Annotated in this window: 15 protein-coding genes; 6 read left to right on the top strand and 9 right to left on the bottom strand. The window is 54.7% G+C overall.

Annotated elements, in window-relative coordinates; all coding sequences use genetic code 11:
• Window positions 1-4: 4 nt before the first annotated feature.
• Window positions 5-532, top strand: coding sequence for a hypothetical protein (locus SUTH_RS09550; protein WP_041098846.1), 528 nt, complete (start codon window positions 5-7; stop codon window positions 530-532).
• Between the two features lie 50 nt (window positions 533-582).
• Here the strand turns inward: SUTH_RS09550 and SUTH_RS09545 are convergent, their stop codons facing one another.
• The 3 genes from SUTH_RS09545 to SUTH_RS09535 are packed head-to-tail and all read right to left on the bottom strand — an operon-like array spanning window position 583 to window position 2,915.
• A complete protein-coding gene (locus SUTH_RS09545; protein ID WP_041098844.1) occupies window positions 583-1,872 on the bottom strand; it encodes a Y-family DNA polymerase in 1,290 nt (429 codons plus the stop codon).
• Between the two features lie 18 nt (window positions 1,873-1,890).
• Window positions 1,891-2,322 carry a LexA family protein gene (locus SUTH_RS09540; RefSeq protein ID WP_052473840.1) on the bottom strand — a complete coding sequence of 144 codons (432 nt, stop codon included), beginning with the start codon at window positions 2,320-2,322 and terminating at the stop codon, window positions 1,891-1,893.
• 2 nt (window positions 2,323-2,324) lie between these two features.
• Window positions 2,325-2,915 carry a LexA family protein gene (locus SUTH_RS09535; protein WP_041098840.1) on the bottom strand — a complete coding sequence of 197 codons (591 nt, stop codon included), beginning with the start codon at window positions 2,913-2,915 and terminating at the stop codon, window positions 2,325-2,327.
• A gap of 92 nt (window positions 2,916-3,007) precedes the next feature.
• Between SUTH_RS09535 and SUTH_RS09530 the strand changes: the two genes are divergently transcribed.
• On the top strand, window positions 3,008-3,496 hold the full coding sequence (locus tag SUTH_RS09530; protein WP_041098838.1) for a nucleoside 2-deoxyribosyltransferase: 489 nt from the start codon (window positions 3,008-3,010) through the stop codon (window positions 3,494-3,496).
• 149 nt (window positions 3,497-3,645) lie between these two features.
• Here SUTH_RS09530 and SUTH_RS09525 read toward each other — a convergent pair whose 3' ends face one another.
• The 3 genes from SUTH_RS09525 to SUTH_RS09515 all read right to left on the bottom strand — a co-directional run bounded on the left by SUTH_RS09525 (window position 3,646) and on the right by SUTH_RS09515 (window position 8,408).
• Window positions 3,646-4,941, bottom strand: coding sequence for a hypothetical protein (locus SUTH_RS09525; protein ID WP_231850986.1), 1,296 nt, complete (start codon window positions 4,939-4,941; stop codon window positions 3,646-3,648).
• Between the two features lie 65 nt (window positions 4,942-5,006).
• Window positions 5,007-5,606, bottom strand: coding sequence for a PIN domain-containing protein (locus tag SUTH_RS09520; RefSeq protein WP_041098833.1), 600 nt, complete (start codon window positions 5,604-5,606; stop codon window positions 5,007-5,009).
• Window positions 5,607-5,627: 21 nt separating this feature from the next.
• On the bottom strand, window positions 5,628-8,408 hold the full coding sequence (locus SUTH_RS09515; RefSeq protein WP_052473494.1) for a UvrD-helicase domain-containing protein: 2,781 nt from the start codon (window positions 8,406-8,408) through the stop codon (window positions 5,628-5,630).
• Window positions 8,409-8,844: 436 nt separating this feature from the next.
• Here SUTH_RS09515 and SUTH_RS09510 point away from each other — a divergent pair, with 436 nt between their 5' ends.
• Entirely contained in the window at window positions 8,845-9,741 is an 897-nt protein-coding gene (locus tag SUTH_RS09510; protein ID WP_052473493.1) for a replication protein RepA, read from the top strand.
• A 29-nt stretch (window positions 9,742-9,770) separates the two neighbouring features.
• Here SUTH_RS09510 and SUTH_RS20355 read toward each other — a convergent pair whose 3' ends face one another.
• Window positions 9,771-10,001, bottom strand: a complete 231-nt coding sequence (locus tag SUTH_RS20355) for a Lar family restriction alleviation protein (RefSeq protein WP_084207330.1) — start codon at window positions 9,999-10,001, stop codon at window positions 9,771-9,773.
• Window positions 10,002-10,605: 604 nt separating this feature from the next.
• Here SUTH_RS20355 and SUTH_RS09505 point away from each other — a divergent pair.
• From SUTH_RS09505 to SUTH_RS09495, 3 genes are read left to right on the top strand one after another with little or no spacing between them, the layout of a single operon-like run.
• On the top strand, window positions 10,606-11,022 hold the full coding sequence (locus SUTH_RS09505) for a hypothetical protein (protein WP_041098831.1): 417 nt from the start codon (window positions 10,606-10,608) through the stop codon (window positions 11,020-11,022).
• A gap of 19 nt (window positions 11,023-11,041) precedes the next feature.
• A complete protein-coding gene (gene traD, locus SUTH_RS09500; RefSeq protein ID WP_041098829.1) occupies window positions 11,042-12,865 on the top strand; it encodes a conjugative transfer system coupling protein TraD in 1,824 nt (607 codons plus the stop codon).
• 26 nt (window positions 12,866-12,891) lie between these two features.
• Window positions 12,892-13,476: a DUF4400 domain-containing protein gene (locus SUTH_RS09495; RefSeq protein ID WP_041098827.1), complete on the top strand. Its 585-nt coding sequence runs from the start codon at window positions 12,892-12,894 to the stop codon at window positions 13,474-13,476.
• Between the two features lie 232 nt (window positions 13,477-13,708).
• Here SUTH_RS09495 and SUTH_RS09490 read toward each other — a convergent pair whose 3' ends face one another.
• Window positions 13,709-15,514, bottom strand: a complete 1,806-nt coding sequence (locus SUTH_RS09490) for a UvrD-helicase domain-containing protein (RefSeq protein ID WP_041102107.1) — start codon at window positions 15,512-15,514, stop codon at window positions 13,709-13,711.
• Window positions 15,501-17,393 carry an ATP-dependent nuclease gene (locus SUTH_RS09485; protein ID WP_052473492.1) on the bottom strand — a complete coding sequence of 631 codons (1,893 nt, stop codon included), beginning with the start codon at window positions 17,391-17,393 and terminating at the stop codon, window positions 15,501-15,503. Before SUTH_RS09485 ends, SUTH_RS09490 begins: the two co-directional genes overlap by 14 nt.
• Window positions 17,394-17,535: the final 142 nt, after the last annotated feature.

Raw genomic sequence — 17,535 nt, 5'->3', positions numbered from 1 at the left:
TGGCATGAAAAGCATGGATATTCGATACCCGAAAGCCCGACTTTCACCGGCCAAGCAGGAACTGGTGGTGATCGAGTTTTCTCGAACGGACATTGAGGCGAATTACCTCGATACGGCGCTGGCTAGGCTGCAAGTCCTGGTCGATGACAAGGAGGCGGCGGACAAGTGGGAAGGGTGCGCCACGTTCTTCTTTTCTGGTTGGGATGACGACCCGCGGGAAACCGCCGAGATTCCGGAACTGCGGCAATGGTTCGGTCGACTGAGCCGTGCCTTCCCCTACTGGTTTCATGTTTGCGAAAAGGAAGGGGATACCGTCGCCCATGTGTTCCGGTTGTTATGCACCGGCCACGTCGAGTGCGTGAATGACGGGGTGGTAGGCTGGCGCTTCGAGGATCTCCAGCAACTGTCTGGCACCATGCAGGTGTTGTTCAATCATCAAAATACCCTCTATGAGCGGCTGGGGCTGCCGGAGGAAATGAACCAGCGTGTTTCCGAGGAAATCGCCCAGATTCTTGAGAATAGTCTGACCTGATCTGTATATCGGACTTCACGGCACATATCGTCTCCTAGTGAGCGATACGATTAACTTCGAGCACAAGGAATCTCGTCCCATCGCGTCGTATAGCAAGGCGACTTGCGCTCCCGCTTCATTCGCCACCCATCGCCCGGCCTACCTTCGCCGGCGAGACGAATGCTCCCCCGGCCGTGACGTAGGTTGATCTCATCCAAGACATCCATGAGTGCCCGTGACCGCTGCTGGTTTTCGGCAGGTGGCGCAAATAGATCCTGAGGCGCATCCGAACGTGCCTCGATCTCAGTGAGGACAATGCCGGCCTTCTTGTACGCAAATCCCGGTTCAAAAATTCGTCGCAATCCATGCAGCGCTGCTTGGACGAGTGCTCGGCTATCGTCGGATGAGTAGGGAAGTCCTACAGTGGTACTGGGGTGATACTGGGGATCATTGAGCTTGAACGGGTTGGTCTGGATGAACACCCCCAGAGCACCTGCAGATGATCGCTGCTGGCGAAGTTTTTCAGCAGCGCGCGAGGTATAGGTTACGACCGCCTGCTCCAGTTCTTCGAGCGTATGGACCGGCTGACCGAATGATCGGCTGGACATGATCTGCTGCTTGGCTGGTGCTACTTGTTCCAGATCGAGGCAGGATGTGCCGCGTAACTCCAATACCGTCCGTTCCGCCACGACCGAGAATTCTTTCCGGATTCGATTGGGGTCGGCGTCCCTCAATGCCTTGACGGTCGTAATCCCCATTTCCCGCAATCGCTTCGAAATACGAGGCCCGATGCCCCAGACCTCGCCGACGTCAATTTCTCCTTGAATGCGGTCCAGTGTATCGGTCGCCATTGTCAGGACGTCGCAAACGCCACCGAATTCCGGCCGCTTCTTGGCGCAGTGGTTCGCAAATTTGGCCAAGGTTTTGCTGGGGCCGATACCCACGCAGACAGTCAGTCCTGTCCAGGTACGGATGCGGGAACGAATTTCTTGTCCGTAGGCTATTCGGTTGATGTGCTCCAATCCGCGGAGATCGAGAAAACATTCATCGATCGAGTAAATTTCGATACCTGGCGCGAACTCCGTGAGGATGGTCATAACCCGGTTCGACATGTCGGCGTACAGCTCGTAGTTGCTCGAGAACACGGCGATCCGATGTTGCCTGACCTCCTTCTCGATCTTGAATAGCGGTATCCCCATGGGGATGCCCAGCGCCTTGGCTTCCGCAGAACGAGCAACAACGCAGCCATCGTTGTTCGACAGCACGACAACGGGGCGTCCCGCCAGGCTGGGGTTAAAAACCCGTTCGCACGAAGCGTAGAAATTATTGACGTCGACCAGTGCGACCGGTTTGGATTCCATCGTGTTTCCGCGCCTGAGTCAGTTTGCGACTTTGTGAATGCAGTAGGTGACGACGCCCCATATCGTGACACCGGCGTCCGGATCAATTGGGATCGGGCGGAAGGCGGGGTTTTCCGAGACGAGGTAGGGCTCACCATTTACCCGGGCCAGGGTTTTGACAGCCAGTCCGCCTTCGATCTCAGCGACGACAATCTTTCCGAGGTCGGGACGCATTGCGCGGTCGACGACCAGTAGGTCGCCATCGCGAATACCGGCACCAGTCATGGAGTGACCCTGGACACGAACAAAGAAGGTCGCCTCCTTGTGCTGGATCAGCTTTTCATTGAGATCGAGCTGCCCCTCGACGTAATCTTGGGCGGGTGAGGGAAAGCCGGCCTCGCATGCGCCTATCGGGATCGCGTTGGGAGGTAGGTGAAGTGGGCATGCGCCGAGAACTGAAACCGTAAGCATCATCAGCTCCGGAAACTGCGGGCGACCCCGACGACGATGCCGAAAATCTGTAATTCTCCCTTTGGACGAATGATCGTGAAATTAGCGTTGGCGGGCTTCAGGATGTAGCGGCCGCGTTCGGTGGCAAGGTACTTCACCGTGAAATCGCCATCGACGACAGCAACGACAATATCGCCGGAATTCGCAGTAGGACGTTTTTCCACGACGACGAGATCACCGTCGCAGATATGTGCGTCGATCATGGAATCACCTTTGACCGGGATCAACGTGGTCAACGATGGATGTCGGACCAGGTGCTCGTCGATAACGAGCGATCCACCGGTGATGTCTATTGCGGTGGTCGGAATGCCCGCTTGCACTGGCTGATCAGATATCGTGCGCTCGAAAAACCGACGAGCAGGTACCCAAACGTCGTCAGGGGTGCGCTCGATGAACTGCTGCCCCTGCAGGCGCTTGAGTACCTTGCCTACCGACGATCGAGCCGAGAACCCAAGTAGCGCAGACAATCGTGCGTAAGAAGGCAGGCTACGATGGCGGGCGTAGTAGTCTTGAAGCTTGGCTAGATGTTGCTGATCGTCATTGAAGTCGTTCATGATGCCAGTTGGGCTACATTTGTAGCCTGGCAGTGTAGGCAACATTTGTAGCCCGGTCAAATCAGGGTTGTATTTTTCGTAGGGAGAGCAGGGTGAAGGTGTATTTCGCAGGACCGGATGTCTTCAGTCGGTCGTATGGTGCGTTCAAGACAATGGTGGTGGCTGTTTGTGTGGAACTTGGATTGGAGCCACTTTTCCCGGGAGACGAAGTGACCGGGACAGATCCTGCTGCGATCTTTCGTGACAATCTGACGCTGATCGACCGTGCCGATGTCGTAGTGGCAAATCTGAATCCATTCAGAGGGGCGGAGCCCGATTCCGGGACCGCGTTCGAGCTTGGATATGCCCATGCCAGAGGAAAACGTCTCTTTGGCTACGTCGAAATTGAAGAGACCAATGTTGATCGTCTGGAACGGATCGATGGTCCAACTACCAGGTACGGAAGTGATGTATTGGACCGGCAGGGGAACAAGGTAGAGAGCTTCGGTCTGCCAATGAATCTGATGATCTGCGTTCCCGCGGTACTGGTGACGGGATCTGTTCGTGAATGTCTAGTCCGAGTGATCAATCCTTCCGCGTAGCGGGGAATTGAATTCTGGGGTGGGGCTGAATCTGGCGCGTAGTTTCCGGTCGTATTGTTTGATGGTGATACAAAATGGAGACGCGACCTGACGTCTCCATCAGGTGTCTTCTGGTGATCGTGATGTTTTTGTATTCGAACTCCCTTACCTCAGCAGGATTCCTGTACCGCCTGCCCGAGCGAGTTCAGGACATCAAGGATGCGTGACCGGGGTTCAGCTAATCGCTTGGGTAGTATCCGATGGTAATCGTACTGCCGTAATTCGGGATTCCACTTTGGATGTTGCCAAATATCCTCAGCGGGATCTTCGTTGAGAATACCGGTCATGTACTTGTAGCCGACCAAGCTATCCGAGTGGGACAAAAACAAGTTAGCCAAGCACAGGTGGAACATATGGGAGGCAACATCGACGGGACTTGGCCGATCAACGGTCAGCCTCAAACACTGCTGGCTATTGATGCTCTGCCAATCAGCCCCGACAACCTGTCCTGCATTCTCAAGCATCTTTTTTGATTGCTCGCTCTTCGCATTGACAATGGATACAGCCATTGCCGACTTTGGTAGTCCCATCAAATTTTGTAGCATCTTGGCCCATTTCTCTAGACGCGTTAGATCCTTGTCTGGTGCAAACACTATGAACTGGTGGCGCGAATCCTTGACTAATCCGCTAGGAAGCTGCAAATACAATGGGTACAGCAGATCATGCAGATAGACGTAAGTTTTGCGTTGGCCTGTGTCGCTGGAGTAGGCTGTGGCGGTCAGAGCGGCATCAGCCCATTCGGGCGTAATTTCCTCCAGCGTCATTCCCGATATGTCGATAGATATCAAGGGAAACGCTTGGGACTTCCCAATGAGTGCCTTTCGGCCATCAAACTGATGCTCCCACTCGATCTCGATCCCGCCCAAAAGAATAGGATCTTTGCTGATCTGCTTTGAGACAATAGCAATGTCTAGTCGGTAGTCGCAGCCGAAGGATGTCTTGACTGACTCTTCGGTATGAACGGCTTCAGCGCCAAGAAGCAGATTTCCTGCGAGATGATACTGGGAGCTATCTGGGTCTTTGAAGTACCACGGCATGGCGATGCCTTTTTGTAGACGTTGCCGAAGTGCGTCAGCGACCATGCGCTTTGCGGCAGCATGTTCAGGACTTTCACATACAGCCTTGTGACGAGCCGCCTCTTCCTGCTCGAAAATCTGTGTAACGCTGAGACATTTCGCGCTGGGTAATGTCCTGAAGTGTGAGCGCCGCTTGAGTTCCTGCTGGACAAAGGTAGGCTTTACCCAAGTTACCAGCTGGCGCGGTATTGATGGGGTAACTAGCGGCCAGAGCTTTCGTGCATGCTCATGACTATGGATGTCACGAGCGGTGACGGTGGTGGTGAAAAGGCCATTTCTGGAAAATACGATAACCGCATCCTTCATGACGTCCCCATTTTCGGAATCCAAGGCGCGATTTTACGTGTCCACTAGCTCATGGAACGGGTCTTCCGTCTCTTTGGCACGGTCATGGTCTAGTCCTCCGGGAGCGAATACGCAACCTTGGTCCCAGAGATTTTGACAATCCCCTTCTTGTTGAGACCGTTAACCAGTCCCGTGACTTCTTCATCCGAAAGTTGCTTCTGGAAAATGGCCTGAATGGTGCTGCTTAGCGTTTTGACGGTTCGGGGTTTGGCCGCGCCACGTCGCTTGAGGTCAGCAACGACGATTTCGATTCGTTCCGACGGGGCTTTCGACGAGGCTGCCTTGACGATGGGAATATCGACGACGCTCTTGGATCGGCTGGCCAGAATCTTCCTTGTTTTGAGATGCTGAACGAGTGGATCAAAACCAGTGTCTTTCGAGACAATATGAAAGAATGCGTTCGGATGCCGGCTGGCAAGCTCACCGATGTAGAAGGCAATATGGAAGTCCAGTGCGTTCGATCCATTCCCTGAAATCTTGATGTACTGCGCTCGATCACCAAGCTGTTGCAATGCTGAAGCGACCTCGAAGGACACTTTGGCCTGGTTGGCGCCAACGAAAACAATTACATTGAAGTGCTCCTCGACCAGTGCAGACATGGCTTCTGGTTGGACGTTTTCGTAGTCGATCAAGACGAAATTGGATTTCATGGCGCTGATTCTCCGATTCGGTTATTGCAGCCTACTGGTCTGTCTCGCATTGTCTTGGGGTGGCAGTTTCCGCTTTGTCGTGCAACTTGGATAGTTCGAGCATCCCATAAATGGGCCATACGGCCCCGTAATCACACGCAAGATCCCCGTGCCGCAGGATGGGCAAGGTTCCACATGCGCAGAATGTTCCCCCTGCTTGCTGCTGCGATAAACCACCGTTCCTTGTAATCGGGGGTTCAGCAGTTCGGGAATGAATTTGGAGATTCTGGACTTCTTGGTGAGCAGATACGTCCGTCGCTTGGCGCGCGTCAGGCCGACGTAGAACAGGCGGCGCTCCTCGGCATTCTCGAAATCTTCCGGTATGGGCAGGACCAGATCGAGCAGTGGGTCGTCGATGATCTCACTCGGGAAGGAGTACGAACCCGAATTGACCCCCAGGATGAAAACGTAGTCCGCCTCCAGACCCTTAGATCGGTGCAGGGATAGAAACTCCAGGTGCAGTTCCCGTTCAAAGCGTTTTTTCCACTTGGTGACCACGGCCGGTCGATGGTGGTTGTAGCGTCCGAGAAGAAAGATTCGGAGGATTCGCTTTTCGGAGCGGGCGACCTCGGCAAGAGTGACCAGTTCGGATTCCAGCAGGGACTCGACATCTTCATCCTTGCCATATTCCAGAATCTGGATCGTGGCCTCCTGGGTGCTATCGACGGCATGGACGGTCTTGGTCAGTTGCGCCGGGTTCGCCTGAATGAATCCCGCTGCGACATTGGTGATGCCCTGATTGGATCGGAATGTCCGGGTCAGATAGTTGGTTGCCGTTACGCCAAAGTGATGAGGGAAGCGCGACATGATCGCGATGTCCGATCCCGCGAATCGATAGATTGACTGCCAGTCGTCACCGACGGCAAACAGTCGGCAATCCGGATTCTGTTCGAGCATGGCCATGACGAGGGCTGCCCGACCGTGGGCAATGTCCTGAAACTCGTCGACCAGAATGATTCGGTAGGGATGAACAAACTTCTTCTCCCGGACATAACGGGTTGCCGTGCGGATCATGTCCTCGAAGTCCACACAGCGCAGTGCTGCGAGCTTTTCCTGATACTTCTGAAAGACGGGTACGACGACATCGAGAAAGGCCAGCGCTCGGAATCGGTCGCGTTGCAGGTCTGCCTTGTCACGTAGCTGGTCTGGCGTCTGGTTGCGTGACTTGCACAGGGTAATGAAGGTGCGGATAAACCCAGTCGAGGAGGGTGACTTTTGCTCTGCCAGTCGAGCCAGAATTTCTTCGGGGGATCTGGGGCGGAAGGCCTGCTGGCGGGCGTTGAGTTCGTTTTCGAGATGGGAGAACAGCGTCCCAGATCGGTACATGGCACTGGTCGTTTCGATCAGGGCGGTCTGCTTTTGCGAATGAAGCATCCGCTTCCAGCGGACGCCTTCTTCATAGTCGCCAGCAAAGATGGCGGGGGCCTTCCCGTGTTCATCGAGGGCGAAATGCTCGTGATAGCAATCGATCTCGGGGAAGTAGAAGTCTGGATGGTACTGACGGTGATGATGATCGGCTGTCTCGTACTCATAGGATCGTTCGTACTCGTAGGGGATGCCGTTCATGAAAAGCCAGTTGGCGATCGCCACTTCTTCCATGGATTTCACCAGTTCGCCATTCAAGGTTCGGATGCCCTTGTGGCCATCGCGATCTTCGCCGACCTGACGCAGGTAGGCATCGTAGTCCTGCTGCGTCTCGAAGCGCGGGAGCTCCTTGTTAGGGCGGAAGCAAATGGCTTGAAACTTGACCCAGCGCTCCAGAAACGACCGGTCGCTCTCCGCCAGCGCCTGGATGATCTCTTCGATAACCTTGCCTTCGTTGTCGCGTGTTTCGTTTGCCCAGGGTGCCAGGTCAGGCTGCTTGCCTTCCACGGCCGCGATGATGTCCATCCCCAGCCGGTGAAACGTGCGGGAGGAGACCGTGTCCCTTTCGCCGATCTGTTCGGCCAGACGCTCTGCAATCCGGGAGTCGAGTTCTTCGGCCGCGGATCGGTTGAAGGCGAGGGCCAGTATCTGTGGTGCCTGACAAAACCGGGTGGCCAAGGCGTAGCCGATTTTTGCGACGACCGTTGAACTCTTTCCTGAACCGGCGGCAGCAATGAGCAGATTGCGGTCTTCGAGGACGATGGCCGCACGCTGCTGTTCTTCGGTGAGTGGGCGGCTTTCCACAGTGTCGAAAAAGTGCTTCCACCGATTCATTTCTGCACGTACAAAGCGTTCATTGCGCTGCTGAAGTTCCTGACGATTACCCGTCAGCAAATCCAGAAGTCGCTGAATGTTGGTCTTCAGATCCTGAGAGACCAGCGATGTGTCAAATAATGGATGGCGCAGGGTGTCCAGAATGAGACGAAACCCTGCTTGGTGAGCATCGAGGCCGTTTTGCCACAGGGTTACATCGCGATTGGCCAGATAGCCAGGAAGTCGATAGAAGGACTCAAGTTGCTCCATGAGCGCCGGAATCGAACTGGATGCCGGTTTGATGGCGCGAAACAGACTGCCAGCAACGCTTTTCTTGAGAACATGCCGGAATCTATCCGCGTGCTCCTTTACCAGACCGCCTAGCTGGATCGGCGTGGACTCCACGTTAATCTGCAGTTCGGGCCAAATCAGTCCGTTGCCTATTTCAATGTGGTGGATTGTATTCAGGACAACTCGTGTATCCGTGCCGCCATTGCGTATGACGAGATGGTCGCCATCAATTGCGGCCACCCATTTGCCTGATGCCGAGAACAGGCGACCAAAAAATCCCGGCTGAAAAATCATCCGGCCCGGTCCTGGTCAGCGAAGGGAATCGGGAAGCAAGCGTTGTATTGTGAAATCGGCACAAGAGCAATCGGCATGAAATCGGTTAAGCCAAGCGAGTTTCTGTAGAAGTCCGCCAGTGTACCTGCAGGTCATCGCCATTCGCATAAGCTACCGCGAGTAGTACTTCAGAGCATCTGGACAGGCACGGCAAGTGATCGCGACAGCAAGGGCATGTTGTCCCCAAGGATTGAGGCCATACGCCGACGAATGAATTGATCGTACATCACTGATTCCCGGTTGTCGAAATGCGCCCGGAAAGGGCGGATTTCAAACGCCCGGTCGCAAACCAGACTGCTAAAAGTCTGGACATGTTGATCCAGATGAATTTCGTGGGGATTGTGCCGGAAGGGCGTGGTCGCCTTTGCTGCATTGCTCGATATCGCCGGGGTCGCCAATGACGAACCTGGTGCGGCCCAATCGTACCGACCGGCTGATTGGTATGGCGGCGGATATGACCGCCTGCAATGGGGACGGTGACTCACTTGGCTTTCTTGGTCAGGCGCTGGTGCAGACTACGTTGCCACACAGTGATCCCGGAGTTCCGTTCTTCGAGCGCACCAGTGGCGCGGTTTCCCTGTCAATCATCGCCAATCCGAAATTCGGACTGCCCTATGGCACGGTGCCGCGGCTGCTGCTGGCCTGGATCTGTACGGAAGCCGTGCGAACCAAGACTCCACTGTTGGGGCTCGGTCGGAGTCAAAACGAATTCTTGAGAAAACTCGGGATGCGCACGGACGGACGAGACTGCCAGCGATTGCGCACCCAATCGTTGCGACTGTTCTCATCAATGCTTTCCATCAGCTATCAAAGCGATGGTCGAGTCGGATTGAAGAACATGCCGATCGCCGACGAGGCGTTTGTATTGTGGGATCCCCATCGGCCAGATGACCGGATGCTATGGGAAAGCACATTGCGGTTGTCCGCTTCCTTCTTTAAGAACATTACCGACTCACCGGTGCCGATCGACCTACGGGTCTTGCGTGCGCTCTCTAAGTCTCCGCTGGCCATGGACATCTATGCCTGGCTGGTCTATCGAATTTTCCTGCTGCGTGTCAAAAATCGCCCGGGCGTGGTCATACCTTGGCATTCCCTGAAACTACAGTTCGGGGCGGACTATGGCGATAGCCCGCGTGGTCTGATTGATTTCAAGAAGCGATTTTTGCAGAGGCTCAAAGAGGCTCAGTTGTTCTATCCCGAAGCCAACGTGACCGCCAAGGAGAACGGCCTTTTCGTGGGGGCGAGCAGATTGCATACCCGTCATACCGGAGACGCCAAGCTCTCCAGGCTGTGAAGCACTCTCGATCCTTCTAGAGCGGGGTTTCAGGCGACTTTCTGGATGATCCGCTGCAGCAAGCCAGCGTGATCTTCTTTGCTGACGGGTTTGGGGATTACTGAATTCCAGCTCTCAATGGCAGTGGTCGCCTCGGGTTTCGATGGACCATTGGCCTTGCATGACTCGCAGGTCACCGACCATTCATCGATATCGATCTCGATGCAGGAAACTTGAAGTGATCCACAAAACGGACAGGGTGAGATGACTGGCAGCGACATGACGTCAAATTAAGCCATTTCGCATGACGATGCAATCCATCGAGCAGGTTTGCGAATCCCTACTTTTTTCCACAGGGATAGGGCAGTGAACTACTTGCACCTACTTGAAAAAATACATGAACTACTTGTGGACTGGCTAAAAGCCTTGCCGGTATTGGGATTACGGGAGATGTCCGGGACAGATGTCACGTGTTTCTGAGACAGATGTCACATAGGGTGGGGACAGATGTCACATGGGGCAAAAGAGGCCTATGCCTCGAACCCCATGCTAGGCAATCGATGACGGCTGATGACATCGTGGGACAGATTTCACGTGGATAACTCTTCGGTTCGTACCGGGTCTGTGGATAAGTGGTGACCGAAATGCGTCCATAAAGGGCGGATTTCGAAGTTGCATTTTTCAAGAAATCCGTAAGATGAATTGCAGAAGGTGTTCGATCACTGTGGATTGTCGATCAGCAACCTTTCGCGACCAGCCGGCGGTGTCGCGTAACAACACCGGCAATGCGAGGTTTCGGCGCACGCGTGAATGGTGCCTCCACTGGAACTGATTGCATCGGTTACCCCACGTTACGGGGCATACGAATTCTTGGAGGGAAGCGAAATGAAAGTTCGAAATCCTGGGTTGCTGGCGTCACTGGCCTTGCATAGCTGGCAGTTTCTCCGCATGCGCGGGGACTGGAAAGCGATGCCGGACGATAAGGGGTTTCTTGGCTCACTGCTGTTTTTTGTGCTGGTCGGTGGTGTGACCGAACAATGGGTCCGCAGCCGGTCGATCACAGTAGCATTTGGCGTCACGCTTGCTTGGATGGCTATCCTGCTCTGGATGGCTAGTCCTGGCGGGCGCATCAATCGGCGTCTGGCTGCTGCGTTGGCCCTGTTGTCGATTGTGATCCAGTTTGGGTTGATCATCGCCAGTTGGGTTCCGGTCATGGAGTGGCCGGTCGCCATATGGTCCGGGATAGCGCTGATGCACCTGATTTCGCAGGGGGTACGTGACGGCGCAGGAAACCTGCGCTAGACCTGAATGACGCAACTTGATGTCTCGATCATCGTCTCCCTATGAATTTGAAGTGCCATGGCGGCCGAACTTCGAGGCGCGCATGGTGTGGGTTTGGTCGGGCGGCGCTCTGCTAATCCTGTTGATTTCCTTTTGGGCACCTGTGTTTCGTGGCTTTGGCGCAATGCTGGCCATTGGTTGCGCCTTCGGCGGTGCGATTCGGGGTGTTCAGGCTTATCGGCGGATGGTGGTCGATAAACGGCTGGAGCACTTTGGAAAGGAGTTCATCACCCTCGATGCGTTGAAGGTATTGGCTCGTAAAGCGGCGGCGGCCAAGCAATACTGGTTGGGACGGGGATTCCCCTGGTCGGACATTGAGGCCACCAAGCTCCATACGCTGATGTCGATGGGCGTGGTACGCACAATTGGCCGTGTGGCACAGCATCATGAGGGCGCCTACTGGGTGCATGGACTGGCGGCTGAAACCGATCTGTTTTCCGAAGTGGCCAATCTCGTGGGACACACGCTGATCGTCGGTAGTACGCGTGTTGGCAAGACGCGCCTGTTCGATGTGTTGATTGCCCAGGCGATTTTTCGTGGGGAAACGGTCATCATCATCGATCCCAAGGGGGATCACGGCCTTGCCCAAAACGCCCGTGCCGTCTGCGAAGCCAACGGGGAAGGGGATCGATTCGTCTATTTTCATCCGGCGCATCCGGATCGGTCTGCCTGTATCGATCCCTTGCGAAATTGGAACCGCAAGACGGAGCTGGCCAGTCGCGTAGCGGCCCTGATTCCGTCAGAAACGGGCGCCGATCCCTTTACGGCCTTCGGCTGGAAGGTATTGAACGACATCACAAACGGAATGATAGCGACCGGCAACCGACCTAATCTGGTCCAGTTGCGTCGCTATGTCGAGGGAGGGCCGGAAAGCTTGCTGCTCCAGGCCCTCAAGATCCACTTCACCAACAATGTGCGTGACTGGGAGTCGCGGGTGGCGTCCTACCTGCGCCGTTACAAGGATCGGCCCTTGCAGGCTTACGTGGCGTTTTATCAGGAAGTGGCGATCAACGAGGCGCAGTCGGTCGATCTGGATGGCTTGATCTCGACCTTCGAGCATAACCGTGATCACTTCCAGAAGATGATCGCCTCCCTGATTCCCATCCTGTCGATGTTGACCAGCGATCCGCTGCAAGAGTTGCTGTCGCCCGACTTTGATCCGGGCCATGAGCGGCTGGTGACCGACATGTCGAAGGTCATCCGCGGTAACAAGGTGGTCTATATCGGATTGGATTCACTTGCCGACTCGACAGTGGGGAGTGCCATTGGATCCATCATGCTTGCCGATCTGGCGGCCGTGGCGGGTGATCGCTACAACTACGGCATCCAGACACTGACGCCGGTCAATCTGTTCATCGACGAGGCTGCCGAGGTCTTGAACCAACCTGCCATCCAGCTGATGAACAAAGGCGGCGGCGCGGATTTTAGGGTGACGATTGCGACGCAGACATTCGCCGACTTCGCTAGCCGACTGGGCGATGAGAACAAGGCGCGACAGGTGCTGGCCAACACCAACAATAAGATTGCCCTGCGTGTGCTTGATTCCGAGACTCAGAAATACATCGCCGAAGGGATGCCGCAAACCAAGGTGCGGTCAATGGCGCTTCGCTATGGGCACAATGTAGATACGCACATTCACGACGAATACAGCGCCTCCTATCAGGAACAAATTCTTGAGGAAGAGGCGGAGCTGTTTCCCGCGGCCATGTTGGGCGAGTTGCCGCCGTTGCATTTCATTGCGCGACTTTCCGGTGGTCGTACGCTCAAGGGGCGTATCCCAATATTGGTGACTGACAAGCAATGAGCCGGCCGAACGATTCAGGTCTAGGAATGGTCGTAGCGCTTGGGGTTTTCATTCTGGTGGCGGCGACGTGGGTCTTTATTCCGCCTGCCACCATTCGTGCCGCTTGGATGCACGAACGGGCCGAAGTGCATGCGTTGGCCGGGGAGGGCGAACAACGGATGTTTGCGGAGTCCATGGGGCAACTTCAGCAGTCAATGTCCCGTGATTTCAGGGCTTTTCTCCAGGATGCCGATGCGATGGGGGATGGCCCGCTAGGCAATCAGGGCTTCAGCCAATGGACAAGATCACGGATCGAAGCCACCTGGCTGTGGCTGGGACTGGTGAGGTACCGTTTGAATGTCTTGTCGGGATGGCTGTTGCCGGGGATTCCGTTAGTGATCGTCGCCTATCTGGATGGACACTATATGCGGGAAATCCGGAAGTACTCGTTCGTGGCACAAAGCCCCATACGACACAAGCTTGGAATCCGGGTAATGTGGATTGTCATCATTGGTTTGGCCGGATGGATACTTATGCCGATTCCTGTCCCAGCCTTGATTGCGCCTTTCCTGACAGTATCTCTGGGTTACTCGCTTTGGTTGTGGGTGAGCAATTTGCAGAAGCGGCTTTAATCTACTAATGCTGTTCGGCCTGATCAGCCATCCGTCTGGCTCGCGTCATTCGTCAGCATTGCATCACCTGCCGCATGGACAATGCGCGGATTGAACATCAGACTCGAATTCTGTTGTCACTGTGAAGACACAGCCATCTCCATCGAGCAGTCGATTTGTGGAGTCGGAGGCAACGGCACTCACATCGATTCGACCCCGATTTAGTCACCTGAGACGCAAGTGGCGGGATCAGCTACATAAAAATTACGCAAGGATCCTCTTGCGGGGTCAGGATCGTCGTTCGCTGCTTCCCTCGTGTGATGCTGACTCGAAGATTCTGTCTGGCCTGATCATCGATGTTGTCTTTCAAATTTGCTCTCACGATTCGGTCTGGATTAGCCACGATCTTCTTTTTTACGTAACGGGGCCAACCTTCAAAGATGATGACTTCGTCAAACTGCTTTCCCTTTGCCTTGTGCATGTTCATGACAATGACGCCAATTTCGGGGTTTGACTGAGTAGCGAAGTGCTCGCGTACAAAAGCCTGTCTTGTGATGTTCAGGGCATTCTCGTATCGCCTGAAGGTCCGCCAGTCCTGCGAAAGCTCTTGGCGCAGTTGTGTTCCACGCTCCAACAGGCGGAGATTCTTGACTTCGATGGCAACTTCTTTCAAGCGGATGCAGGGACCGTTTTCCATGATCTTTCTGACCGATCGCCAGTCTTGATCCGGATCTCCCGTGAGGGCGATTGCTCTCAGTTGTTCGTATGTCTGCAAGAGCGGCACAATGATGCTATTTTTGGGCAGCGGCTTGCCCGCAGCTTTCTTCTCCGCGTAGAGGCCAAACGCTTTACGAATGCCTGCCGCCTGCTGAAGAGCTGATTTCGTCGGAGAGTCGCCGCCCTTACCGTGGAAGTAGTTGCACAAGAGGTCGATTACCCCATCGAGATGAAACAGGCTCGGCGGCTGCAACATGAATGAGACGAGCTCGGCTCCCAGTATGGCTGCGTCGAGATCGACTATGGCTGAGTGCCTAATCGGTTGCATCTTCGCGAGCGGATTCCTGAAGACATCCGAAACGGCGCGGGTCATCTTCTTCGTTGGAACAAGGATGGCCAGTGACCACTCCTTCTTCTCCAACTCGACGAGCCTTTTGCGAGCGGCATACGTCTGGGTGACGAGCGCAGTGCATGCTTCGTTCTCATTCGAGGGATAGGTTTTGATCTCGATGCCGAGGTACATATTTTTCGAAAACTTCCCCGTCAAGACATCATTTCCAAAGAGAAGAATTTCGGTTCCGGCGCTGCGATGGTTCTCACCTTGCAGCACAATTTCGTTGTACTTGAACGTTGCGCGGAATTGGTCGAGCCGGGCTGGATCTGCGCCGATCCAGTCATAAATGCGCTGTTCAGGATCCGCCAAAGCGATCAACGTGCCCGCAAGGCCAAGCTGTTGCACGACTCGCCATTGATCAGTGTTTGTATCCTGGAACTCATCCAGAATTACAATGGGGTAACGAGCTGCAATCAGTTGACGAAGTCGTGTGCTTCGCTCAAGAAGTTCGGCGACATGGCTGCCGAATAGGTCGAAGCACACTCTACCCTCGGCTCTGGCCAGCCGAAGCCTTTCGGCATGCAGCTTGCCCTTCTTTTCGGCCTTCTCCGCATTGCTGAGCTTGCCGTCGGCCTTGTACTCGCTTCGTATAGCCGATAGTGCAATTGCATCATTGGCGGGAGTCAGGATCGATAGCGGTCTCGGGAGACCGAGCAAATATCCGTGAGTCTGCAGGATGCGCCAGAAGAACGAATGATAGGTCTCGACGTTGATTCGGGACTTGATAGCTTTCGGAATGTCGTGTTCGTTTTCGATTGCCTCGATGACTCGGCTAATGGTTGCTCGCGCGAAGCTAAGGAACAAGATTTCCTGACTAGGCTTTAGGGATGCGGCGACCTTAGCCGCCTTGAGGATGGAGATTGTCGTCTTTCCTGCTCCCGGGCCGCCGATCACTAGGAGATGGCCCTCGGTGTCGAGAACCTCGATTTGCTTATCAGAGAGTTTCATCGTCATCACCGCCCGGGATATCACCTATCACTATGGCCGCTTCAGCAGGCACGGGTGGTGGCATGCATAGTTCCCTTAGATGGACACAAGATTCTCTGATCCATATCGGAATTTCAGCCTCATTACATTGGGCGAGGTATTCCGCAATTCCAAAGTCACCTTTCTTCTTCGCGAAGTACGCCATGAGTGCGTTGATGACGTCACCTTTTGGATTCGGAAACTTCCCCGCCAGGTCTGTGGGCCATTGGAGTAAGTCGCAAAACCTCTCCATCGCCTCCTGTGGTGTGTTCTTCAGGATGAGGTTTTCGATGCCCTTCTCGTTGTGCATGTAGACGTGTTCGACCTGACTCTTGATTTGGGCTAGGGCCGCAGCGTCTTGCAGGTCGCACAGGGCAAACGTCCGTTTCCCGATTTCCTTATACAGCTTCGCCATATCAGGGATGCTTCCCTCGCCGCCAGCATCGACAACACAAATACCGAGAGATTCCATAGAGGAGTACTTCGCCGGATCAAGCTCAGCTAGGCGCCGGCAGGCAACCGGAAATGCCGAAGCTTCGGTCGCACCCTCAGCTATTAGGACGCGACGGGCCAGCAAGCCTTCACAAAACCTGGTCCTGAACTCCTGCCGGTAGCGCTTGAGCTTGACGCTGTCCGGGAGCGAGACCTGGAATTGCTTCAACATTCCGGCGGAGTCGCGGGACAAGATGACAGTTTCTTCCAGTGAGAACTCTTCCAAGACGTAAGGAGAGTGCGACGTGAATAGCGTTTGTGATGCCAGCTTACGGACCTCATGGATGATGCGCTTCTGCGCGTAGGGCGGTATGGCAGTCTCTGGCTCCTCCATTGCGAAGATGACGTTTTGCTTGTCCTCGGCGATCTGCGAAAGCATTGCTAGCACCAACATATTGATCGTGCCGGTCCCCTGTCGGTAGAACGGGGCAGCGTGCGTTCCATCGCCGGTTGCAATGAAAGCAGTGATCACCTTTCGCAAATGGTCCCTGGTGAGGTTCGAGACCTTGAGGTGTGGTTCGATGCCCCATTCCCTTGGCACGTACTTCTTCAATGCATTGTTGATGCTTTGAAGAACTCCAGAAAGGCCGAGGCTCGGGTCTTCTGCGACTGAGAAAGTAGATAATTTTCCGATTGCGTCTTCCCACATCTGGGGCCGCACTTCTTTGAGCCGCAGGATGATGTCCAGCAAGCTTCCACGTTCGAGGCTCAGGGCCCGGGAGCCTGTGCGGATGGAACGCAAATACAGGAACCCGCAGACTTGCTTATCCTTTTTCGTAAATGCTTGGGGTGCGCAGCCATCTGCGAGTGTTAGCGTGAAAAACGACTTGCCCTCGAAGTCATCCTCTTCTGGGTTGTATTCTCCGACAAAGGTAACGCGCAACGCAGGAGAGATCGAGTCAGCATCAACCCCTTCTGGAGTTGCTTCCTGATATAGCTTCTTCGCTTCGTCGTCCCAGAACTCGATGTAGTCGCCGAATCGATTGCGCTGCTCCTCGGAGAGATCAACAATTGTGACGTCGACCCTTATCTTCAGCGCTTGATCTTCGGCTGGAGCCACCGCGCCAGCACCATTTTCCGTTGCGTCAGCTTCACCGTTCTCGACGTCTGGTGCCTTTAGTCCGACTTCGCCTTGATCTCCTAGCACTGATTTCTTGGAGTTAGCTGCGTATCTTCCCTGGTAGAAGTCGTGTTCGTCGACCGGCGGTGTCCTGTTTAACCGGTCGGGACCAAGGGCAAGATCGAGCGCCTCTAGCGCTGTTGTTTTGCCAGTATTGTTGTCCCCGAGAAGTACCGCATGCTTGGTGAAATCGAGGGTCGCGTCCTTCACACCACGAAAATTCTCGATATGGATACGTGTGACCTGCATTGCTCATTTCTCCCTAGGTTTTGCACTTTCCGTCTGGGACCGTATTGTTTCCCCCTGCTTTTTGTAACTGTTCAAAGAGAGCAATGTCCAAGACTATGGCGGCTGCTTTTTACATTGTGTTCATTGCCTCCACTGAAACCCG

Origin of the sequence: Sulfuritalea hydrogenivorans sk43H (genome assembly GCF_000828635.1) — a bacterium.
Taxonomy (GTDB): domain Bacteria; phylum Pseudomonadota; class Gammaproteobacteria; order Burkholderiales; family Rhodocyclaceae; genus Sulfuritalea; species Sulfuritalea hydrogenivorans.
This window is presented reverse-complemented; position numbering and strand designations above follow the sequence as displayed.